This window comes from Streptosporangium sp. NPDC050148, assembly GCF_055586505.1.
On sequence record NZ_JBVJIA010000006.1, the window covers coordinates 268,517 to 290,846 of the forward strand.

The 22,330-nt window shown below is 73.6% G+C and carries 17 protein-coding genes; 11 read left to right on the forward strand and 6 right to left on the reverse strand.

What is annotated here, in order from left to right:
- Positions 1–142 precede the first annotated feature (142 nt).
- From ACZ6RT_RS09045 to ACZ6RT_RS09055, 3 genes are all read right to left on the reverse strand, one after another.
- Positions 143–772, reverse strand: a complete 630-nt coding sequence (locus ACZ6RT_RS09045; RefSeq protein ID WP_344902306.1) for a TetR/AcrR family transcriptional regulator — start codon at positions 770–772, stop codon at positions 143–145.
- 61 nt (positions 773–833) lie between these two features.
- Complete coding sequence (locus tag ACZ6RT_RS09050) at positions 834–1,136, reverse strand: hypothetical protein (RefSeq protein WP_399187861.1); 303 nt, start codon at positions 1,134–1,136, stop codon at positions 834–836.
- 498 nt (positions 1,137–1,634) lie between these two features.
- Positions 1,635–1,955 (reverse strand): hypothetical protein, encoded by a 321-nt coding sequence (locus tag ACZ6RT_RS09055; RefSeq protein WP_470152716.1) that lies wholly within the window; start codon positions 1,953–1,955, stop codon positions 1,635–1,637.
- 499 nt (positions 1,956–2,454) lie between these two features.
- Here ACZ6RT_RS09055 and ACZ6RT_RS09060 point away from each other — a divergent pair, with 499 nt between their 5' ends.
- Together ACZ6RT_RS09060 and moeZ are read left to right on the forward strand one after the other, a co-directional pair.
- Positions 2,455–3,366, forward strand: coding sequence for an alpha/beta fold hydrolase (locus tag ACZ6RT_RS09060; RefSeq protein WP_399187857.1), 912 nt, complete (start codon positions 2,455–2,457; stop codon positions 3,364–3,366).
- An 88-nt stretch (positions 3,367–3,454) separates the two neighbouring features.
- Positions 3,455–4,636, forward strand: coding sequence for an adenylyltransferase/sulfurtransferase MoeZ (moeZ, locus tag ACZ6RT_RS09065; protein ID WP_399187855.1), 1,182 nt, complete (start codon positions 3,455–3,457; stop codon positions 4,634–4,636).
- A 178-nt stretch (positions 4,637–4,814) separates the two neighbouring features.
- Here moeZ and ACZ6RT_RS09070 read toward each other — a convergent pair whose 3' ends face one another.
- Together ACZ6RT_RS09070 and ACZ6RT_RS09075 are read right to left on the reverse strand one after the other, a co-directional pair.
- The gene (locus ACZ6RT_RS09070; protein ID WP_344902289.1) at positions 4,815–5,120 is read right to left on the reverse strand and encodes a winged helix-turn-helix domain-containing protein; all 306 of its coding nucleotides are present in this window, start codon (positions 5,118–5,120) and stop codon (positions 4,815–4,817) included.
- Entirely contained in the window at positions 5,117–5,599 is a 483-nt protein-coding gene (locus tag ACZ6RT_RS09075; protein WP_470152717.1) for a hypothetical protein, read from the reverse strand. The genes ACZ6RT_RS09070 and ACZ6RT_RS09075 overlap by 4 nt, the downstream gene beginning before the upstream one ends.
- Before the next feature lie 129 nt (positions 5,600–5,728).
- On the opposite strand from ACZ6RT_RS09075, the gene ACZ6RT_RS09080 reads away from it, so the two are divergent.
- The 9 genes from ACZ6RT_RS09080 to ACZ6RT_RS09120 all read left to right on the forward strand — a co-directional run bounded on the left by ACZ6RT_RS09080 (position 5,729) and on the right by ACZ6RT_RS09120 (position 21,746).
- Positions 5,729–6,463 (forward strand): hypothetical protein, encoded by a 735-nt coding sequence (locus ACZ6RT_RS09080; protein WP_399187851.1) that lies wholly within the window; start codon positions 5,729–5,731, stop codon positions 6,461–6,463.
- Complete coding sequence (locus tag ACZ6RT_RS09085; protein WP_399187849.1) at positions 6,457–7,749, forward strand: S8 family serine peptidase; 1,293 nt, start codon at positions 6,457–6,459, stop codon at positions 7,747–7,749. The genes ACZ6RT_RS09080 and ACZ6RT_RS09085 overlap by 7 nt, the downstream gene beginning before the upstream one ends.
- 320 nt (positions 7,750–8,069) lie before the next feature.
- Positions 8,070–8,867 carry a hypothetical protein gene (locus tag ACZ6RT_RS09090; protein ID WP_470152718.1) on the forward strand — a complete coding sequence of 266 codons (798 nt, stop codon included), beginning with the start codon at positions 8,070–8,072 and terminating at the stop codon, positions 8,865–8,867.
- Positions 8,861–10,342 carry a S8 family serine peptidase gene (locus tag ACZ6RT_RS09095; RefSeq protein ID WP_470152719.1) on the forward strand — a complete coding sequence of 494 codons (1,482 nt, stop codon included), beginning with the start codon at positions 8,861–8,863 and terminating at the stop codon, positions 10,340–10,342. Before ACZ6RT_RS09090 ends, ACZ6RT_RS09095 begins: the two co-directional genes overlap by 7 nt.
- A gap of 111 nt (positions 10,343–10,453) precedes the next feature.
- Positions 10,454–10,822: a hypothetical protein gene (locus ACZ6RT_RS09100; protein ID WP_399187843.1), complete on the forward strand. Its 369-nt coding sequence runs from the start codon at positions 10,454–10,456 to the stop codon at positions 10,820–10,822.
- Positions 10,810–11,118 (forward strand): MGMT family protein, encoded by a 309-nt coding sequence (locus ACZ6RT_RS09105; RefSeq protein ID WP_344902269.1) that lies wholly within the window; start codon positions 10,810–10,812, stop codon positions 11,116–11,118. The genes ACZ6RT_RS09100 and ACZ6RT_RS09105 overlap by 13 nt, the downstream gene beginning before the upstream one ends.
- A 113-nt stretch (positions 11,119–11,231) precedes the next feature.
- The gene (locus ACZ6RT_RS09110; protein WP_470152720.1) at positions 11,232–14,135 is read left to right on the forward strand and encodes a CDP-glycerol glycerophosphotransferase family protein; all 2,904 of its coding nucleotides are present in this window, start codon (positions 11,232–11,234) and stop codon (positions 14,133–14,135) included.
- Positions 14,136–14,413: 278 nt separating this feature from the next.
- A complete protein-coding gene (locus ACZ6RT_RS09115) occupies positions 14,414–17,854 on the forward strand; it encodes an ATP-dependent helicase (RefSeq protein WP_470152721.1) in 3,441 nt (1,146 codons plus the stop codon).
- Positions 17,855–17,882: 28 nt separating this feature from the next.
- Positions 17,883–21,746, forward strand: a complete 3,864-nt coding sequence (locus ACZ6RT_RS09120; protein WP_470152722.1) for an ATP-dependent helicase — start codon at positions 17,883–17,885, stop codon at positions 21,744–21,746.
- A gap of 76 nt (positions 21,747–21,822) precedes the next feature.
- Here ACZ6RT_RS09120 and ACZ6RT_RS09125 read toward each other — a convergent pair whose 3' ends face one another.
- Complete coding sequence (locus tag ACZ6RT_RS09125; protein ID WP_399187835.1) at positions 21,823–22,305, reverse strand: Lrp/AsnC family transcriptional regulator; 483 nt, start codon at positions 22,303–22,305, stop codon at positions 21,823–21,825.
- Positions 22,306–22,330 lie beyond the last annotated feature (25 nt).

A 22,330-nucleotide genomic window follows, 5' to 3' on the forward strand; every position in this document is an offset into this window, starting at 1 on the left:
CGGTCCCGGGGGTCCGGGGGCTTCGGGGGCTTCGGGGGGCGGACGGTCGTAGGAGAGATCGCGCCGGTGAGGGACGGTTCCGTCGCTCCGGGACGCTTCAGGACGGCACGACGGCGCCCTCGAAAGGACGCGGGGCCGTTCCTCAGTGGTCGGCGACGGTGCGGGGGAAGCCGGAGATGCCGCGCCAGGACAGCCGCGCGATGAGATGGGTGGCCGCGTCCTTGGGGATGGAGCCGTTGCTGGTGATCCAGTAGCGGGCGCTGACCTCGGCCATGCCGACGAGGCCGACCCCCAGCAGGCGCGCCTCGTCGCTGGAGCAGCCGGTGTCCTCCTGGATGACCTGGCTGATCATCTCGGCGCTCTCGCGGAGGTTGCGCTCCATCCGCTGGCGGACCGGGGCGACGTTGCGCAGGTCGGACTCGAACACCAGCCGGAACGCCTCACCCTGGCTGGAGACGAAGTCGAAGAAGGCGCCGATCGCGGCCTGGACGCGCTGCTTGTTGTCCGTGGTGGAGGCGAGCGCGTCCCGGCAGCGGGTGATCATGTCGTCCACGTGCAGGTCGAGCAGGGCCAGGTAGAGCTCCTGCTTGCCGGGGAAGTGCTGGTACAGGACCGGCTTGCTGACCCCGGCCCGCTCGGCGATCTCGTCCATCGCGGCCGCGTGGTAACCGTTCTCCACGAACACCTCCTGCGCCGCGCTGAGCAGCTGGCGGCGGCGGGCCGTCCGGGGCAGCCGGGTGCCCCGGGGCTTGGCGTCCGGGGTAGCGGTCACGTGGGTCTCCTCGGGTGATGCTCCTGGCGTCTGGGGTCATCCTACGCGTGGGTAATGCGCGTCAGCGATAGTCGTCCTCGTCGAGTTCGACCGTGCGGCGCTGCTCGAAGGCGTCGGCCGGGTCGGCCTCCAGGGGGATGACCTCGGGCCACTCCGGGTCGTCCTCGCGCGGCGCGCGGCTCTGCTCCACGACGTCGGAGGGGTCGGCCTCACCGTCGGCGGACGGGCTCAGGGGCGAGGCGGAACCGCCTTCGCGCACCGGCCGGTGCTGCTCGGCGGCGTCGGCCTCGGGCGTCTCGACCGGCAGCTCCTCGGCACGGTGATCGGCCGTTCCGTCGCGCTGGGTCTTGCCGTGCACGTCCATGATCTGACATCCCCTGTCGTCATCCGGGCTACGGCACCTTCCATCTCCCGTGCCGGTTCCCGCAAACGTCGGACACGGCCCAGCGTACGACCTCCGGTGCCGCACGCCGGGAAGGACGCGGCACCGGAGCGGCGGGGTGGCGGGGGTCGTGAAGGGGACGGGGGCGGGGGGCGGCCGTGAAGAAGGGGAAGCGGGAGAAGAAGGCGGACGGCGCGGGGCGAGGACACCGCGGTCCGAGAACCGCGCTGCCCCCGCCCGTGTTCGTGAGAAATGAGAACTCGCACTGTGTCGAGAGTCAGGACTCCGGGAAAGTCGCTCCCGGATTCCCGCCTTCACCGTCCGGGTCGCGTCCCTCTGGAAGAAAGCGATCTGGGCGGATGCGGAATTCCTGTCCCTCCGTCACGGTCCGGATCGCGGAGAGCCGCGGATCCTTCCGTGATTTTCACGACGTTCCGAGGTCGCGTCACACCGGATCAGGATGTGGCCGCGATTCGGCGACTAGCGAACCGGCACGACCGGGTCGGTGGCGACGAGCGGCACCACGCGGTCGGTGCGGTTCTCCAGCTCGTTGTTGTTGTCGTTGTTGTTGTTGATGATCAGCTTGAAGCGCTTGTGGTGGTGACGGTACCGGTCACCACAGCAGTGGCGACGGTGACCCCAGCCGTAGCCGCAGCCGTGGGTCGGGAAGGCGGCGGCGGTCACCGTGGTGACCGAGGCGGCGGCGGACGTGACGGTGGTCGCTGCGCCCATACCGACGACTCCACCGGTCAGCGCCGTGCTGATCGCGAGCCCTGCGATGACACTGTTGAACTTGGGCATTGCGTTTCCCCCTTGAAAGGTTCGGTTACCCGATTTTCGGCATTTTCTGGTCAAGCCAGAAATTGTCGGAGACGACCAGCAATCAGCCATCCCTGCTTGTCATGGTTTCCTCGCATCTCTTACGACAAACGAAGATCGCGGCCTTTTGCCCTTTCCTTGGCTGGCTATTATCGAACTTAGATAATAAACGTAACTTATATTATGAAATGTCTTTAATGTCGCATTTGTTCTGGGGTTCTGGCGTGAGAAGGAGGTTGTCGACCGTCCGCCGTCCGGGCGAGAATCCGGGGAGGCCGTCCACCTAATGGCGATAGATGCTGTAATAAAAGGCATTAGATGAAAATGGCCTTATGTGGCTTTTGTCGGTCCCGGGGGGCGCTCTCGCGGGCCGCGGGAAGGCGTCTCGGTCCGGCCGTGAGCGCGGACTTCCGGCGGCTCCCCGGCCGAACCGCCGCGGGCCGAACTATCGTGGAAGGAGGCCGGACGAGTAGGAGGAACAGTGGCGCGTATCCCGATCCCCCACTGGCCGGGGGAGATGGTCGACCTCGGCGAGCAGCGGGTCCACGTACGGTCCACGCCCCGGGACGCGGCGGAGACCGCCGTCTACGTGCACGGGCTGGCGGGTTCGGCGACCAACTGGACCGACCTGATGGGCGAGCTCTCCGACCTGGTGACCGGCCACGCCCTCGACCTGCCCGGCGCCGGGTACTCGCCGGAGCCGCCGGACGGCGACTACTCCGTCGACGCCCACGCCCGGATCGTCGTCGCGCTGATCGAGCGGGTCTCGGCCGCGCCCGTCCACCTGTTCGGCAACTCCCTGGGCGGGGCCGTCTCGGTCCGGGTCGCCGCCACCCGGCCCGACCTGGTCCGCTCGCTCACCCTGATCTCACCGGCCATGCCCGACCTCGTCCCCCGGTACGGGCCGGCGCGGGTGGCGCTGACCACGGTGCCCCGGCTCGGCGAGTGGGCCGCGGACCGGCTGACCATGCTGCCCGCCGAGCGCAGGCTCGGCGCCACCATGGCCATGTGCTACGCCGACGTCGGGCGGATCCACCCGGACCGCCTGCGGGAGGCGGCCGAGGAACTGCGGCGCAGGGACGGGCTGCCGTACTCGGGGGCGGCACTGGTCAACTCGGCCCGGGGCATCGTCGCCGAGTACTTCCGGCGCGGCGAGGCGAACCTGTGGCGCCAGGCGGCCACGGTGAACGCCCCCACGCTGGTGATCCACGGCCGCCACGACCGGCTCGTCAACCCCCGGATGGCCGCCCGCGCCGGGCGGACCTTCCCCCGCGTACGGCTGGTGCTGCTGCCCGACGCCGGGCACGTGGCCCAGATGGAACTGCCCGAAAGGGTGGCCCGCGAGGCCAGGCTCCTGATCCGTGAGGCGCTCCTCGCGCCGGTCGGGGAATGAGCCGGGCACCGGTTTGGTTTGTGCAGGGAGCGTGCTGTGCTAGCCGCTAGCCGCATTCGCCGAGACCCCCTGAAACGGGAGCAGAACTGTGTCGTTGCCACCGCTGGTAGAGCCGGCAGCCGAGCTGACCGTCGACGAGGTGCGCCGCTACTCGCGCCACCTGATCATCCCGGACGTGGGCATGGCCGGGCAGAAGCGCTTGAAGAACGCCAGGGTGCTCTGTGTGGGCGCCGGCGGCCTGGGCTCGCCCGCCCTGCTCTATCTCGCCGCCGCGGGAGTGGGCACGCTCGGCGTCATCGACTTCGACGTGGTCGACGAGTCCAACCTGCAGCGCCAGGTGATCCACGGCCAGTCCGACGTGGGCCGCCCCAAGGCCGAGAGCGCCGCCGACAGCGTCCGTGAGATCAACCCGCTGGTCGACGTGGTCGTCCACAACGAGGCGCTGACCACCGACAACGTGATGGAGATCTTCTCCGGCTACGACCTGATCGTGGACGGCACCGACAACTTCGCCACCCGCTACATGGTCAACGACGCGGCCGTCCTGCTCGGCAAGCCGTACGTGTGGGGCTCGATCTACCGCTTCGACGGGCAGGCCAGCGTCTTCTGGGCCGAGCACGGCCCCTGCTACCGCTGCCTCTACCCCGAGCCCCCGCCGCCCGGCATGGTCCCCTCCTGCGCCGAGGGCGGCGTGCTCGGCGTGCTGTGCGCGTCGATCGGCTCCATCCAGGTCAACGAGGCCATCAAGCTCCTCGCGGGCATCGGCGAGCCGCTGGTCGGCCGTCTGATGATCTACGACGCCCTGGAGATGAACTACCGCTCGGTCAAGGTCCGCAAGGACCCCGAGTGCGTGCTGTGCGGCAAGAACCCCACGGTCACCAGCCTGCTGGAGGACTACGAGGCGTTCTGCGGCGCGGTCTCCGAGGAGGCTCAGGAGGCCGCCTCCGGCTCCACCATCACCGCGGCCGACCTCAAGTCCATGCAGGACCGGGGCGAGAACATCTACGTGATCGACGTCCGCGAGCCGAACGAGTACGAGATCGTCTCCATCCCGGGCGCCGTGCTCATCCCCAAGGGCGAGTTCCTCAACGGCTCCGCCCTGGAGCGGCTCCCGCAGGACAAGAAGATCGTCCTGCACTGCAAGTCCGGCGCCCGTTCCGCCGAGGTGCTGGCGGTCGTCAAGAACGCCGGATTCTCCGACGCCGTCCACGTCGGTGGCGGCGTGCTGAGCTGGATCAAGACGGTCGACCCGAGCCTGCCGGCCTACTAGGGCCTGTTCCGAAGGCCGGGCGGGCACGGCCACCCGTACGCGGGCGCCCCGCGGAGCGATCGCTCCGCGGGGCGCCTTTCGTTTTCGTCCTGGGCGTCTCCGTCCTGCCGTCCCGCCGTCGTGCCCGCCGGGCCGGTCCACGCCCGCCAGGACCGGGGGCTGGGCGGGCCGATCGGGGTCACTCCGGGGCGAGGGTGAGCCCCGAGCTCGCGACGATCTCCTGGAGGGCGGAGACGTGCGCCCGGTAGGCCCGCCGTCCCGGGGCCGAGAGCCTGAGCCAGGTGCGCGGGCGCTTGCCCACGTACCCCTTGCGGATGTCGACGTATCCGGCCGCCTCCAGGGCTGCGGCGTGCTTGGACAGCACCGAGTCGCTCAGCCCCACCTGGTCGCGGACGAACCCGAACTCCGCCTCCTCCGCGGCGGCCAGCAGCGAGACGATCCGCAACCGGGCGGGCGCGTGGATGACGGGGTCGAGCTCGCTCACCGGGTCTCCTTGGCCTGCTCCACGCCCGCCGCGAGCCGGCTCGATATCCAGCGCCCGACGAGCGGCCCGGTGGCGGCCATGAACGCCGTCATCACCAGGCAGCCGTACGGCCCGGAGTAGGCGACCCCGGCGGCGTCCAGGGGGAAGGCGACGGCGAACGCCACGCCCACGCTCGCCAGCACCCAGACGACGAACCCCGTCAGCGCCGCCGGCTCCAGGAGGCTCCGGTGGGCGCGCATCCGGGCGGTGAGGGTCAGCCTCAGCACCAGTCCGACCAGGGCGATCGTCAGCACGACGATGCCACCGGCCGTCACCGCCGGATCGGTGCCGGGTTCGGAGACGAACGTGACCCCGGTGGCGAAGAGGGCCACGCCGACGGGGTACCAGGCGGGGAACCAGGGCTCGGCGCGCAGGGCCTGTGCCTGGGTGGTGCGGACGTCGGCCAGCGTGCGGGCGGCGTCCTCGGGGGAGATGCTCATCGGGGCTCCTCGCTCTCTTTCTACTATGGAAAGTACTTTCTACTTTCCAAACCGTCAAGTACTTTTCGTTTCGACGGATCAGGACGGAACGGAGGATGACACCAGCCTTGCCGCATTAAGGTCGAGAGCGTGAATGAAGTCCCACGTCAGCGGCGCCGTTCGTGGCCGACGCTGCTCGTGGCCTCCGTGCTGACGCTGTTCTGCGCGGTCGTGGCCGGGGTGGCGACCAGCGCCGCCGGGGCGGAGCTCACCCGCGGCCCGACCCGGGCGGAGCTGGACCGGGCGGCCCTGGACGAGGTGGCCAGGCGCTGGCAGGCGTGGCCCGCGGGAAGGATCTTCCCCGCGACCGTCCGGTACGCCGCCGAGCAGGGTGGTGAGGAGCGGGCCCGCCGGGTGGGCATCTCCCCGGAGACCGGCTGTGACGGCGCGGTCGACGCCCGCCTGCGCGGGACCCTCCGGCGCGCGGGCTGCCTGGGCGTCCTGCGCGCCACCTACATCGACGCCCTCCAGGGGGTCGTCGTCACCGTGGGCGTCGCGGTCTTCAACGACGAGATCGGCGCCGCCCGGGTGAAGGCGGCGCTGCCCGCGAAGGGCCGTCCGTCGCCCGGCCTGAGGGCACTGGCCTTCCCGGGCACCGTCACCGACCGCTTCGCCTCGGCCGTACGCCAGGCGAGCGTGGCCCGCCACGCCGGGCCGTACCTGGTGATGGCCACGGCGGGCCAGACCGACGGCCGCCCCGCCAAGGCGGTCGGCGAGCAGCGCCCCACCCTCTTCGCGTTCACCGGCGACATCGCCGACCACATCCTCTCCGGCCTGTCCACGCCCGCCCGCCCCGACTGCCTGTCCGCGGAGTGGCGGTGCTGAGCGCGCCGCGGCCGCCCGCCGGGCCGGTGAAGGCGGCGACGGCCGCGACGGCGGTGATGACGGCCCTGGCGACGCTGGCGCTGGTGTCGCTGGCACCGGTACCGGCCGCGCGGGCCGACGACGTCCGGGACAGCCAGCGGCAGGTGCTGCGGACGCTCGGCCTGCCCGCGGCGTGGCGGATCTCCGAGGGCAGGGGCGTGACCGTGGCCGTGCTCGACTCCGGAGTGGACCGCTCCCACCGCGACCTGGCCGGCTCGGTCGTCGAGGGCAGGGACTTCACGACGGGGGCCAACCCGCCGTGGGTGAGACCCCTGCGGCTGCACGGCACGTACATGGCCTCGCTCATCGCCGGTCACGGTCACGGCCCCGGCGGGGCCGACGGGGTGATCGGTGTCGCTCCGAAGGCGAAGGTGCTGTCGGTACGGGTCATCCTGGAGGACGAGGAGCCCGGCTTCCAGGAGTTCAACTCCGCCCGGCGCTACGAGAACGTGGTGGCCAAGGGCATCCGGTACGCCGTGGACCACGGCGCCGACGTGATCAACATGTCGATCTCCAAGGACCTGGCGACCCGGCAGGAGCGGTCGGCGATCCGCTACGCGATCTCCAAGGGGGTCGTGCTGGTCGCGGCCGCGGGCAACGAGGGCGCCGACGAGCCCGCCGACGGCGGCCACGCCCCCTACTCCTATCCCGCGGCCTTCCCCGGGGTGGTCTCGGTCGCGGCGGCCGACCGGGGGCTGCGCCGGGCCTCGTTCTCCAACCGCAACCCCTCGGTCCTGGTGGCCGCGCCCGGGGTGGACATCCTCGGTGCCGGTCCCGGCGACGAGTACTGGGTCGGCCGCGGCACCTCCCAGGCCACCGCCCTGGTCTCCGGCGTCGCCGCCCTCATCAAGAGCAGACATCCGAAGATGTCGCCCGGGCTGGTCGTGCAGGCGATCACCGCGGGGGTCATCCGGCGGCCGACCGGCGGCTATGACACCGGCATGGGGTTCGGCGTGGTCAACGCCGGCCGAGCCCTGGCCGCGGCGGCCAGGATCTCCGGGCACACCCTCACCGCCAGGGGGGCCGGGGGCCACGATCCCGCCCGCCCGCTGGGCCCGTCGGCCGAGCCGGTGCGCGTCGTCCACCGCGACCGCGCCAGGATCACCCTCTACGGCGGCGTGGCGGTGGCGGCGGGTCTCGGCGCGGTCGTCTCCCTGGTCGCGATCGCGGTGTCCGTGGGCCGCAGGCGCCCGCCGAGGGCCCGGGGCGGGCCGGTGCGCGACCCGGTGACGGTGCCGCGCGGCTGAACGGGCGCACGGCTGAGCGGGCACACGATTGAGCGGGCGCGTGGCGGGCTGAGCGGGCTGAGCGGGCGAGGTGAAAATACCCCGTGCCGATAGGGCGCGGAGGCGCCGCGACGTAGCATCGGAGTATGTCGCAGCCAGGGCGGTCCCAGGAGCCGGAGCGGCGCCCGGGAGCCTCCGCCCCCCGCGCTCGCGGCGGCTGGCCGCCGTCCGGTTCCCGGGTGAGCGGTCCCGGGACGGGCCGTGCCGGCCGGGTGCCCGGGCGGAGCGCCGCCGGGCCGGGTGCCGGGGCAGGACCCGGGGCCGGGGCCAGGCGGGCACGGGTGCGGAGCTGGCCCGCGACACGCCGTGACCGCGCGGCGATCCAGCGCGCCGAGCTGGCCGACCTGGAACAGGGCATCCGCTTCCGTACGATCTTCCTGATCCTGATCGGCACCATCCTCGCCGTCGCCGGGACCAACGTGCTGACCGGCGCGGTGGGGCTGCTGCGCGAGACGAGCTCGCGCCCGCTGACCGCCGCCGAGCAGGCCCGCTACATCCGGGAGGACATCGCCGGCCGCTGGCGGACCTGGTCGGCGGACCTGGTCTTCCCCGTCGAGCTGGAGTACATCGGCCTGGGCCGGGTGCAGCAGTACGCCCGCAGGATCGGCCTGGCCCCCGAGGTCTCCTGCGCGGCCGGCACGGACGCGCCCGTCGGCTCGGTGCTGACCGAGTACGGCTGCCGCACGCTGCTGCGCGCCACCTACGCCGACCAGACGTCCACCTTCGTCTTCACCGTGGGCATCGCCGTGCTCGGCGACGAGGACCGCCGGATCGCCGCGTCCGGCCAGCTGGCCGTGGACGACCGGGTGGGGGTGCGCCCGGTGGCCTTCCCGGGCACCGCGAGCGAGCTGTTCGGGGCCGCGCAGCGCCAGCGCAACGCCTGGACCGGGGTCGGCCCCTACCTCGTCTTCTCGGCCGCCGGTTACGCCGACGGCCGCACCCGCCAGGCGGTCGCCCCGGAGGAGATCCTGCACAGCGAGCTGTGGCCCGCCGCCCAGGCGGTCGCCGGGCGCATCGCCCGCGCCCTCGGCGACGAGCCCAGCGCCGTGCCCCAGTGCACCCAGGGGAACGTGTGCTGAGGCCGTTCCGGCTCCGTGCCGCGAAAGCGCGGGCCGCGCTCTGCGCGCTGACGGCGCTGGCCGTGCCGGTCGCGTCCCCGGCCACGGCGGCCTCCGCCTTCCAGGTCTCCGCCCCTCGGTCCTCCACCCTTCAGGTCTTCGCCCTTCAGGGGCCCGTCCTTCAGGGTCCCGCCCTTCCGGCCCGTGCCCTCGCCGGTCCCGCCTCCCCGGACGGCGTCTCGGCCTCCCCGGACGCCTCGGCCCCGCCGGACGAGGCCGCGAACGCGCGCAGGGACCAGCGCTGGGTGCTGGAGATGCTCGGCGTCGAGCAGGCGTGGAAGGTCACCCGGGGCGCGGGCGTCACCGTGGCGCTGGTGGACAGCGGGGTCGACGACCGGGTGGCCGAGCTGCGCGGGCGGGTGATCTCCGGTCCCGACATGGGATCGATCGAGTTCGACCGGGACCGGCCGGACGCCGGTCGGCACGGCACCGCCATGGCCTCGCTCATCGCCGGGGCCGGCAGGAGCGGCACCCAGGGGGTGTTCGGGACCGCCCCCGAGGCCCGGGTCCTCTCGCTGCCGCTGATCGTCGAGGAGCGGGCGGACGGCCGCTCCCCCCTGCGCGACGAGAACCTGGGCTCGAACGCGGGCAGCCCCCTGGCCCTGGCGATCCGCTACGCCGTCGACCACGGGGCCCAGGTCGTCAGCATGTCACTGGGGGCCTACGGGCCGGAGCAGAGCGAGCGGGAGGCCGTGGCGTACGCGCTGTCCAAGGGCGTGGTGCTGGTCGCGGCCGTGGGCAACGACGGCGACTCCGCCTACACCCTGGAGAAGGGCACGTCCTTCTGGAACTTCCCGGCCGGCTACTCCGGCGTCATCGGCGTGGGCGCGGTGGACGAGATGGGCAGGCCGGCGGAGTTCAGCAGCGACAACCTGTCGGTGCAGATCGTGGCGCCGGGGGTCGGCGTCCCGGTGGTCCTGCCCGGTGGGGGGTACGGCTCGTCGGAGGGGACCAGCTCGGCGGCCGCCCTGGTGGCCGGGGTCGCCGCACTGATAAAAGCGAAATATCCCACGATCTCCCCGCACCTGGTGGCGCGCGCCCTCACCTCCTCGGCCACGGCCCGTCCCCGGGGCGGCTACGACGACCACCTCGGGTTCGGCGTGGTGAACGCCGCCGGGGCCCTGGCCGAGGCGGGCCGGCTGACGGCGGGCGCGGTGCGGGTGCCGCTCCCGGTGCCCGAGGGCATGCACTTCGGGGAGGGACTGCCCTCCGCCGGACCCAGCACGCCCGGCCCCGAGCCGGCGCGGCTCTGGCTGTACGGGGCGGGTCTCGTCGGGGGCCTGCTGGCGTTCGCCGGGGGCGTGGTGATGCTCAACCGGCGCCCCGATCGCGACACCGGCGAGGGTGCCGGCCGGAGCGCGGGCCGGAGCACCGGCCAGGGCGCGTCCGGGGCCGTGGCGCCCGCGGGGAGATGGCGCCGGAGGTCGCGGGCGTGAGCACCGTTCGACGTCGATTCGACTGCGTTTTGGACAACGTTCGGATGCGGTAGCCCGGATGTCTGAATTCCCGCCCCGGAACGTCGGCCGCGTTCGCTAGTCTCGCGCCCTATGGGGTACGAGTTGCGCGTGGAGCGCCCTGCGCCTCTCGCCTTCGCGGAGCTCGCGGCCGTGCTGGGGCAGGCGGGGTTCGAGTTCAGGGGGACGCAGGAGGCGGGAGAGATCCTGGCCCGGCACGACGGGGTCGTCCATGCCATAGCGGTATGGAACGGCGGCCTGTCCGGAACTCCGGGCTCCGACTGGCAGGTGGCCCAGCTGGCGCGCGTCTCCGCGCTCCTGGGGGCACGGCTGGTCGGTGAGGACGGCGAGTCCTACGCGATCCGCGACGGCCTGGTCGAGCAGCTGAACGGCTCGACGGCCTACGAGTTCGGCACGCTCGACGAGATCCTCGCGGCCGGGCCGACCGTATGGAGCAGGTAGGCCACCCCACGCCGTACGCCGAGCGGGTGCTCGACCTGGTCGAGCGGATCCCGCCGGGCATGGTCATGTCCTACGGCGACATCGCCGAGTACCTGGGCGAGGGGGGCCCGCGCCAGGTCGGCAGGGTGATGTCCACCTGGGGCGGGGGTGTTCCCTGGTGGCGCGTGGTGCACGCGGACGGCACCGCCCCGCCCGGCCACGAGCGACGCTGCCTGGAGAGCTGGGGGGCGGAGCGGACCCCGCTGCGGGGCGTGCGCGTGGACATGCGCGCGGCCAGATGGGACGGGAAACCATAGATCACGAAATCCTGTAAATCGCTCAGGCCCGTATTCCACGGCGTAACCGCCTCCGCCGGGGCGCACTACCATGGCCAAGGACAGCGCTCTGTCCGAAAGGCGGTGCTTTCCCCATGGCCACCGGTGCCACCCCCGTACGAGCCAGCGGCGATCCCGTCGTTGACCGGCTGCGGGCTGTCCAGGACCTCTGCGACCGGGGAGAGCCGCTCGGCGCGGTCATGGACGCCGTCCTGGCCGGCGGGCTGAAACCGGAGGAACGCCGCCGCTTCGACGCCGACGTGCTGGCCGGGCCGCTGGGCACCCGCCTGGACATCGCGACCAAGCGCGGCGCGGCCCGCCGCCGCGAGTTCGTCACGCTGGTGAAGCCGTACGTGACCGGGGTCGACCCGAAGGTCAAGCGCGAGCTGCCGGTCGCCCGCAGGATCGCCTTCCACCTGATCGAGCACCGCCCCGTGGACGAGCTCGCCGACGGCGACGCGCTGCAGAAGCTGGTGACCGCCGCGGCCGAGCCGTCCAAGCGCGTCCGCAAGAACCTGCGCTGGTACGCCGACCTGCCGCTCCAGGACGAGCTGCCCGAGGCGCTGTACCGGCTGCGGGCCGCCGACCTGATCCCGATGACGCAGGTCGAGGACCTGTCCTGGTCGGGTGGACGGCTACGCGTCAGCGGGCACGCCTACCTGGCGGGCCTGTCGGTGCGCAGCCGCCGCTTCAACCGGGCGAGCGTGGTGCTGCGCGGCCCGCGCTGGCTGCCGCCGGTGCGGATGCGCACCCGCAGGGTCTTCCACCCCGAGGCGACCCACGGGGCCGAGGAGGCCGGCTGCAACTACGACTGGTCCGGATTCGTCGCCGAGCTGAGCCCCTGGCCGCTGCGCTGGCGTTCGGCGGTGCGGGCCGTGGTGCGCGGCGGCAAGCGGATGCTGCGCCACCGCGAGGCCGTGCAGGACACCACCACCTGGCGCGCCGAGATCGTGATCTGGAGCCGGGGCGCCCGCTCCGTCGGCCTGCTGCGCGGGCCCAGCACCGGCCGTACCGAACGGCCCTCGGGCCTGGACCTCGGCAAGGGCTGGTGGATCCGCCCGGTCTGGACCTCCGACCGGGCGCTGCAGATCGTGCTGCAGCCCACCCGGGCCGAGCTGACCGGTGTGCGGCTGGAGGGCGAGCGCCTGGAGGTGGACGTCTTCCTGCCGGGCAAGGAGGTGACCAGGGGCCAGGCCCGCCTGGACGGTCACCGGATCGCCGCGGACTTCACCCCCGTCGAGGGCGGCACCGCCGTCGTGGTGCCGCTCGCGGTCGACTCGCTGCTGCAGGAACGCGACGGCGGCCGGCTCTGGATCGAGCCCAAGGGCGACCCGGCGGCCTCCGTCATGATCGGCAAGGCCGAGGAGAGCCGCACGGTCGTCGGCGACCGGGAGATCACCGTCCTGCGCGACCGCCGTGACCGGGTGATCGTCTCCGCCCACCGGATCCGGCCGGTCATCACCTCTGCCGTCTGGGACGAGAGGGGCGCGCTCACCCTGGAGGGCTCCTTCCCCGGCTCCGGCGCGGCCGAGCTGACCCTCAAGCACCGTACCGGCCTGATCCACGCCGTCCCCCTGGAGCGCGACGGCTCCCGGTTCACGGTGCGGTTCACCCCCGCCGCGATGCCGAGGTTCGGCGACACGGCCCCGCTGGGCAGCGGCACCTGGAGCATGGCGGTCCGCACGGGGACGGGCAAGGGCCAGATCGTCCCGTTCCGCGTCGACCACGCCATCCTGGACGGGCTGGACGAGGAGCCGAAGATCCGCGACGGCCGCGAGTACCGGCTGATCTCCACCCGCTTCGACATCCCGGTGCTCTCCGTGGCCGAGCACCTGCCCGACGACGAGAAGGGCGCGGGCGGCCTGTACGCGCTGCGCCGGGGCTTCTACCCCGCCGAGCGGGCCCGCGAGCTCACCGACGCGACCGTCTACGTCGCCTACGACGGGCGGCAGTACGAGGGCAACGTCCGCGCGATCTACGAGGAGCGGGTGCGGCGCGGTGACGGCGGCGAGCACATCTGGGTGGTCAAGGACGGCGCGTTCACGCCCCCCGGCCCCGCCGAACTGGGGGCCGAGGGCGCCGCGCCGACCGTGGTGCGCGCGGGCAGCCGCGAGCACTACGCGGTGCTGGCCCGCTCGCGGTACGTGGTGACCAACGGCTTCCTGCCGCCGTGGTTCCGGGCGCGCGACGACCAGACGGTCGTGCAGACCTGGCACGGCACCCCGCTCAAGCGGATGGGCAACGACCTGCCGCACATGTCCCGCGACCCCCGCCCGCCGGCCTGGCACCGGCAGGCCGCCGAGGTGCGCGGCTGGGACCTGCTGATCTCGCAGAGCCCCTGGGCGACCCCGGTGCTGCGCCGGGGCTTCGGTTACCAGGGGGAGGTCCTCGAGAGCGGCTACCCGCGCAACGACGTGCTGGTGGCCCCGGACCGCGAGGAGTTGGCGGCGCGGGTGCGGGAGCGGCTCGGCATCGCCGAAGGAGCCAGGGTGGTGCTCTACGCGCCGACCTACCGCGACTACGACCGCAGGAACGCCTCGGTCCGCCTGGACCTGGGCGAGGCGCGACGGGCGCTCGGCCCCGGCCACGAGTTCCTGATCAGGGCGCACTCGATGCAGGCGGCGCCGAACGTGCCCGCCGGCCTCGGACGCGACGTCACGACGTACCCGGACGTCACGGACCTGCTGCTGATCGCGGACGTGCTGATCACGGACTACTCGTCGGTCATGGTGGACTTCGCCGCGACCGGCCGCCCGATGCTCTTCTTCACCTACGACCTGCAGCGCTACTCCTCCAAGCGGGGCCTGTACCTGGACCTGGCCGCCGAGGCGCCCGGACCGCTGCTGTCCACCTCGGCCGAGGTCGTCGGTGCCCTGAGTGCGATCGACGAGGTGGCCGCCGCCCACGCCGAGCGCTACGAGCTCTTCCAGCGCACCTACGCGCCCCGCGACGACGGCAAGGCGACCGCGAGACTCGTGGACCACGTCTTCGCCTCCTGACCCGCCCGGCGGGCTCCCGGGCACCGTTTTCTCGAACGGATTCCCGGGAGCCCCCGCCTCCGGCGCCCTGCGGCGCTTCCGCCCAGGTCCGGGCGGTGCCCCGAGGGCCGCGCCGTCCCGCACCCGCCCGCCGTCCGCCACGCCCGGCGCGGAATCCGCCATGCCGTACCCCCGGACTCGGCACGATCATCGTCCGGGATCTGGTGGAATGGCGAGTTGTGAGTGGTCGGGACTGGCGGCTGGTACGTCGTGAGGATGCAGGGAGGGCTGTTGCCCCTGTGCTCGACGAGCACCAGCGGGCGGTGGTGGCGCACGGGGGAGGCCCGCTGCTCGTGCTCGCCGGGCCCGGTACGGGGAAGACCACCACGATCGTGGAGAGCGTGGTCGACCGGATCGAGCGCCGCGGCACCGACCCCGAGCGGGTGATCGTCCTCACCTTCAGCCGCAAGGCCGCCGAGGAGCTGCGCGAGCGCATCACCGCCCGGCTGCGGCGCACCACCCGCACCCCGCTGGCCCTCACCTTCCACAGCTACGCCTACGCCCTGCTCCGCCGCGAGGCCCTGCTCGCCGGGCAGGTGCCGCCGCGCCTGCTGACCGGCCCCGAGCAGCTGCTGGAGATCCGCCGCCTGCTGCACGGCGAGCTGGAGGACGGCGCCGTGCACTGGCCGCAGGACATGCACGAGGCCCTCAAGACCCGGGGCTTCGCCGGGGAGCTGCGCGATTTCCTGGCCCGTGCCGCCGAACGCGGCCTCGACGGGCCCGAGCTGGTCGAGCTGGGCCGCCGCCACGGCCGTCCCGACTGGGTGGCCGCAGGCAGGTTCGCCGGCCGCTACCAGGCCAGGTTCGACCTCGACGTCGAGCCGGTGCTCGACTACGCCGAGCTGATCCGCGCCGCCGGTGCGCTGCTCTCCGACCCCGACGTCCGGGCCCGCGAGCGGTCCGCGTACGACGCCGTCTTCGTCGACGAGTACCAGGACACCGACCCGGCGCAGGAGTTCCTGCTCCAGCAGCTCGCCGGGGAGGGGCGTGACCTGGTCGTGGTCGGCGACCCGGACCAGTCGATCTACGGGTTCCGCGGCGCCGACGTGCGGGGGATCATGAACTTCCCCGACCGCTTCCGCGACGCCGCCGGGGCCAAGGCGCCCGTCGTCGCGCTGCGCGTCTGCCGCCGCAGCGGCGCCGAACTGCTCCGGGCCACCCGCCGGATCACCTCCCGGCTGCCCGCGACCCCGGGCGGGGCCGCCCACCGCGACCTGCGCGCGCTGCCGGACGCCGTTCCCGGCGACGTGAAGGTGCTGGTGGCCGACGGCACCCCCCAGGAGGCGGCGATCGTGGCCGACACGCTCCGCCGGGCGCACCTGCTGGACGGCGTCCCCTGGTCGCGGATGGCGGTGCTGGTGCGTTCCGCCACCCGCCAGGTGCCGCTGCTGCGCCGGGCCCTGGTCACCGCGGGGGTGCCGGTCATGGTCACCGGCGGCGAGGTGCCGCCGTTCCAGGAGCCGGGGGTCCGGCCGCTGATCAGGCTGATCCAGGTGGCGCTGCACCCGGAGAACCTGGACGAGGGGATGGCCGAGGAGCTGCTGACCGGCGCGCTCGGCGGCACCGACATGATCGGCGTACGTCGGCTGCGCCGCGCCCTGCGGGTCGCCGAGCACGAGGCGCTGGCCCACCCCGGAGGCGTACCGGCAGACGGGCCCGAGGGGGCCGAGGGGAGCACGGCCGACGGGGGCGGCACCGGACCGGCCGGCGGATCCACCGACGCCTCCACGGACGATTCCACGGACGGGACCGGGACCGAGGCCGAAGGCGGTTCCGGCGACGAAAGCGAGACCGTTCCCGGCGACGGGAACGCGACCGGCGACGCCGGGACCGCGGCGCGGGGAACGTCGGACGGGGACGGGCCCGCGGAGGGAACGGACGGGGACGGGCCGGCGAAGGGAACCGCGGAAGGGGCGGACGGGGCGGACGGCATGGCGGACCTGCCCGTCGAGCGGGAGGCCACCGGGCCGCGTTCCTCGGGCGAGCTGCTGGTCGCGGCCCTGAAGGACGCGCGGGAGCTGGTGCGGGTCGAGCCGCACGTGGCCGCGCCCGCCGAGCGGGTGGCCGGGCTGCTCTCCGCCGCCACCGAGGCCGTACGGCGCGGCGGCACCGCGGAGGACGTGCTGTGGGCCGTCTGGCAGGCCACCGGGCTCGCCTCCCGGTGGACCGAGACCAGCCTGCGGGGCGGTGTCAGGGGCGCCATGGCCGACCGCGACCTGGACGCCGTGGTGGCGCTCTTCGACCAGGCCGCCCGGTTCGTCGACCGGCTCCCGCACGCCGGGGTGGACGTGTTCGTCGAGGACCTGGTCGCCCAGGAGATCCCCGGGGACTCCCTGGCCGAACGGGCCCCCGACGGCGACACGGTCCGCATCATGACCGCGCACCGCGCCAAGGGCCTGGAGTGGGACGTGGTGGTCGTGGCCGGGGTCCAGGAGGGCGCCTGGCCGGACCTGCGGCTGCGCGGGTCCATGCTGAGCACCGACGACATGGTCGCCAGGGCCGAGGGCTCCGAGCACGAGAACCCGGCGGCCGTCCACGCCGCGCTCGCCTCCCAGCTGCTGGCCGAGGAGCGCCGACTGTTCTACGTGGCCGCGACCCGGGCGAGGAAGCGGCTCGTCGTCACCGCGGTGGGCGGCGACGACACCGAAGAGCGGCCCTCGCGCTTCCTGACCGAGCTGGTGCCCGGCTCGGCCGAGGAGAGCGGCATGGACGAGCGCTCCCGCTGGCTGAGCATGTCCGCGCTCGTGGCCGACCTGCGGTCGGCGGTCGCCGACTCCACCCGGCCGGAACCGCTGCGCAGGTCCGCCGCCGCGCACCTGGCCAGGCTCGCCGCCGCCGGCGTGCCCGGCGCCCACCCCAACGACTGGTACGCCCTGACGCCCCTGTCCGACGACCGCCCGCTGAGCTGGCCCGACGACATCGTGCGCGTCTCGCCCTCGGCGGTGGAGAGCTTCAGCAAGTGCGGCCTGCGCTGGCTGCTGGAGACCTCGGTCGGCGCGGGAGGCACCGACGTGGCCCGCGGCCTGGGCACGGTCGTGCACGCGCTGGCCGTGCTCGCCGCGACCGGCATGCCCACCGAGGAGACCCTCGGCAAGCGCCTGGACGACGTCTGGCACGAGCTCGACTTCGGCGGCGTCTGGTACAACCGCAAGCAGCGCAGGGTCGCCGAGGAGATGATCTCCAAGTTCGTCCGCTGGCACCAGGAGAACCCCCGCGAGCTGGTCGGCCTGGAGGAGGCGTTCACGGCCACGGTCTCCGAGGGGGTGCAGATCAAGGGGCGGGTCGACCGGGTCGAGCGCGACGGCGAGGGCCGGGCGGTGATCATCGACATCAAGACCGGCAAGAACGGCCCCAGGGACGCCGACCTGGAGCGCCACCCCCAGCTCGGGGTCTACCAGCTCGCCGCGCTGCTGGGAGCCTTCCAGCGGCACGGCATGACCGAGCCGGGCGGTGCCGCCCTGGTCCAGGTGGGCGACGCCGCGGGCAAGAAGGGCGCCAAGGAGCAGGCGCAGCCGCCCCTGTCGGAGGACCCCGACCCCGGCTGGGCGCGCGACATGGTCGACACCGTCGCGACCGGCATGTCGGGGCCGTTCTTCCAGGCGAAGGTCAACGACGGCTGCCGTACCTGCGCCGTACGGTCGAGCTGCCCGGTCAGCAAGAACGGGGACCAGGTGTGCTGAGGCCCGCCGACCGCCGCGGGGGCGCCGCGTGCTGAGTCCGGTCCAGCTGGCCGCCAAGCTGGGCATCCTGCCGCCGACCCCGGAACAGGCCGAGGTGATCGAGGCCGGCCTGGAGCCGATGGTCGTGATGGCCGGGGCCGGGTCGGGCAAGAGCGAGACCATGGCCGGGCGCGTCGTCTGGCTGGTGGCCAACGGGCTGGTCCGCCCCGAGCAGGTGCTCGGCCTGACCTTCACCAGGAAGGCCGCGGGCGAGCTGGCCGCCCGGGTGCGCGAGCGGCTCACCGGCCTGGTCGAGACCGGCCAGGTGCCCGCCCAGCAGATGGAGGGCGAGCCGACCATCTCCACCTACCACGCGTACGCGGCCCGCCTGGTCACCGACCACGCGCTGCGCGAGGCGCTGGAGCCGACCATGCGCCTGATCTCCCCGGCCGTCGCCTGGCAGCTCGCCGTGCGGGTGGTCAGCGCCTACGACGGGCCGATGGCGGAGGTCGAGTGGAGCCCGGCGACCGTCACCCGCGCGGTGCTGGAGCTGGCCGGGGAGATGGCCGAGCACCTGCGCACCCCGCAGGACGTGCGCGACGTCGGCGCCTGGCTGGACGCCCGTTTCGCCGAGCTGCCCGGAACGCCGATCAAGGACCAGCGCAGGCCGCTGCTCACCCAGCGGGCCAGGGAGCAGCTGCTGCCGCTGGTGGAGGCGTACGACCGGCTCAAGCGGGGCCGGGAGGTCGTCGACCACGGCGACCAGATGGCGCTCGCGGCCCGGATCGCGTCCAAGCACGCCGAGGTCGGCGAGATCGAGCGCGGCCGGTTCGCCGTCGTCCTGCTGGACGAGTACCAGGACACCAGCCACGCCCAGCTCGTGCTGCTGCGCGCCCTGTTCGGCGGCGGCCACCCGGTGACGGCCGTGGGCGACCCCTGCCAGTCCATCTACGGCTGGCGCGGCGCCTCCGCGGGCAACCTGACCCGCTTTCCCCGCGACTTCAGGACCGCCGCCGGGGAGCTCGCCCCGATCCGCCGCCTGTCGGTGAGCTTCCGCAACGGCGACGCCGTGCTGGACGTCGCCGCCCGGCTCCAGCTGCCGCTGCGGATGGAGGCCAGGGAGGTGCCGGTCCTGGTGCCCGGCGGCAACCGGGTCGAGCGCGGCCGGGTGGTGTGCGCCTTCCACGAGACCGCCGACGACGAGGCGGACTGGATCGCCGCGGGCATCGCCCGGGTGCTGGGAGCCGAGAGCGCGCCCGACGGCATGCCCTGGGGCGAGGGGGAGCGCAAGCGGGCCAAGCAGAGCGTCTGGGGCGGCCCGCAGGCGCTCCAGCCCCACGACGTGGCGATCCTGGCGCGCAAGCGCTCGCAGTTCCCCGCGCTGCGCCGGGCGCTGGAGTCGAGGGGCATCCCGGTGGAGATCGTCGGGCTGGGCGGCCTGCTGACCGTGCCCGAGGTGGCCGACATCGTCTCCACGCTGCGGGTGATCTACGATCCGAGCGCCGGGGACGCCCTGGTGCGGCTGCTGTCCGGTCCCCGCTGGCGGATCGGCCCCGCCGACCTGCGGGAGCTGGGGGAGCGGGCCCGCGAGCTGAACCGGGAGACCCGCGAGGGCGCCTCCCCGGTGGCCGATCCGCTGGACCAGGTGGTGGCGGACATGGCCGAGGAGCGCGGCAGCCTCATCGACGCCCTCGACGAGCTGCCCGACCGTCCGGAGTGGCAGGACCTGTTCTCCCCGCTGGCGCGGGTCCGGCTGGTCTCCGTCGCCCAGGAGCTGCGCCTGCTGCGCGCCCACACCGGCCAGCCGCTCCCGGACCTGATCCAGGAGGTGGAGCGCCGGCTCGGCCTGGACATCGAGGTGGCGGCCCGGGGGACGGCCGTCGGCCCGTTCGCGGCCCGCGCCGACCTGGACGCCTTCCTGGACGCCGCCTCCCGGTTCGCCGGGGACTCCGAGGACCCGACGCTGGGCGCGTTCCTGGCGTTCCTGAAGGCGGCCGACGAGGAGGAGAACGGCCTGGACGCCGGGCGGGTGGGCGAGAGCAACAGCGTCAAGCTGATGACCGTGCACGCCTCCAAGGGCCTGGAGTGGCCGGTGGTGGTGGTGCCCGGCCTGTCCCAGGCGCTGTCGAAGGCCGGGACGCTCACCGTCGGCACCATGTTCCCGGCCCGTCCCACGACCAGCCCCAAGTGGACCGAGAACCCCCGCAAGCTGCCCTACCCGCTCCGCGGCGACGCCTCCGACCTGCCCGTCTTGACCGGGCTGAGCAAGGAGGAGCTGGCCGAGTTCGACGAGCGCTGCCGCGACCGCGACCTGCTGGAGGAGCGCCGCCTGGCCTACGTCGCGGTCACTCGCGCGCACTATCTGCTGATCGCGTCGGGGTACCGCTGGGGCACCGCGGCCAAGCCGCTGGAGCCGTCCGACTTCCTGGTGGAGATCCGCGACACCTGCGGCCGGGTGGCGTTCTGGGCCCCGGAGCCGGAGGAGGGCGCCACCAACCCGCTGCTGGCCGAGCCGCCCGAGTCCGCCTGGCCGATCGCGCCGGACGACGTCCGCTACGCCGCCGTCCTGGACGGCGCGACCATGGTCGAGGCGGCCCTGGCCGCCCTGGCGGAGAACGGCGCCCGCGCCGGTTCTCCCGGTGCCGCGGGTCCCGCGGGCTCCTCCGGCTCGGCGGGGTCCGCGCGGGCGGTGCCGGCCGGTTCCGGGCCGGTGCACGACGCGGTGTACGAGGACGTGCCCCTCCCCGACCTGCCCCTCCCCGACGCCTCCTTCTCCGAGGTGCCCTTCCCCGACGCCCCGGACGACGGGTCCTTCGGGGACGACCCCGGGGAGGTGCCCTTCCCGGACGGCCCCGAGGACGCGTTCGACGGGGATCCCCGGGACGTCCCCTTCGGGGACCCTCAGGACGTCCCCTTCCCTGGCGACCCCGGGGGCGAGGCGACGCCGTCCCTCCCCCCGCCCCGGGACGTCGTTCCCGCGACCGCGCGGGAGGGTGACCCCGCGACCGCGCGGGAGGGTGCCCCCGTGACCGCGCGGGATGGTGACCCCGCGCGGGAGGGTGTTCCCGCGGACGGGAAGGCGGGTGACCTCGTGACCGCGCAGGAGGGTCTTCCCGCGGACGGGGACGCGCCGCCCGTGGCGGTGGAGCGGACGGCGCCCGTGGCCTTCGAGTCCGACGAGCAGCGGCCGGTGCCCGTGGCCGACCTGCGGGGATGGGACAGGGAACGGGCGAAGGCGTGGGAGCGCGACATCGAGCTCCTGCTCAGGGAACGGGAGCTGAACCGCAGGCGCGGTACCGGACGGGTGGAGCTGCCCGCCCACCTGACCGTCTCCGCCCTGGTCACGCTGGCCTCCGACCCCAAGGCGCTGGCCCGGCAGATCCGCCGCCCGGTGCCCAAGAAGCCCGCCCCGCTGGCCCGGCGCGGCACCTCCTTCCACCGCTGGCTGGAGGGACGCTGGGGGCAGCAGCGGCTGATGGACGAGTTCGAGCTGCCGGGCGCGTCCGACGACTTCGAGGAGACCGACGCCCACCTCGAGGAGTTGCGCGCCCGCTTCGAGGAGAGCGAGTGGGTGGAGCGGGAACCGCTCGACGTCGAGGTCCCCTTCGAGACGATGATCGCCGACCGGGTGGTCCGCGGCCGGATGGACGCGGTCTTCCAGATCTCCGACGGCCGCTACGAGGTGGTGGACTGGAAGACCGGCCGCCGTCCCACGGGCGGGAAGGCCGAGGCCGCGGCCTCGGTCCAGCTCGCCGCCTACCGGCTGGCCTGGTCCCACCTGGCGGGCGTCCCCCTGGCGCAGGTCGGCGCGGCCTTCCACTACGTCCTGCTCAACGAGACCGTCCGGCCGGTCGACCTGCTCGACGAGCGCGGCCTGGTCGCCCTGGTCGAGTCGGTGCCCGTCCTCGGCTGACCCGGGCCCGCGGAGGCCGGCCCGGGCCCTCGGAGACCGGTCCGGGGCCTCCGGGCGGCCTTTTCGCGGGGGCGGCTCAGCCCAGGGGCAGAGGGCGGCGCGGCACGGGAGAGGTGTGGATGAGGGACGTCGTCGTATGGCCGTAGGGGGTGAACAGGTCGAGGATCGGCTCCAGCTCGGCGACCGTGCGCAGGTGCATCACGAAGAAGAAGCAGTCGTCGCCGGTCATGCGGTGGCACTCGACGATCTGGGGGACCTTCTCGGCGATCTCGGCGATGCGCCGCAGCTCCCGGATCGCCGGGCGGATCCGGACCATCACCGTGACGGGGAAGCCCAGGGCCCGCGGGTCGATCTCGGCGCGATAGCCGGTGATCACACCGGTCTCCTCCAGCCGCCGTACCCGTTCGGCCACCGCGGGCGCCGACAGGCCGACCCTGCGGCCCAGCTCGGCGAGGCCGGCCCTGGCGTCGGTCTGCAGCTCGGTGAGGATGCGAAGGTCCAGGTCGTCGATTCCCTTGGGTTCGTACGCCCGCTCGGGCCTGATCCTTCGATTCGCCATTTTGCCAATCTACGGGCCGGTCGAC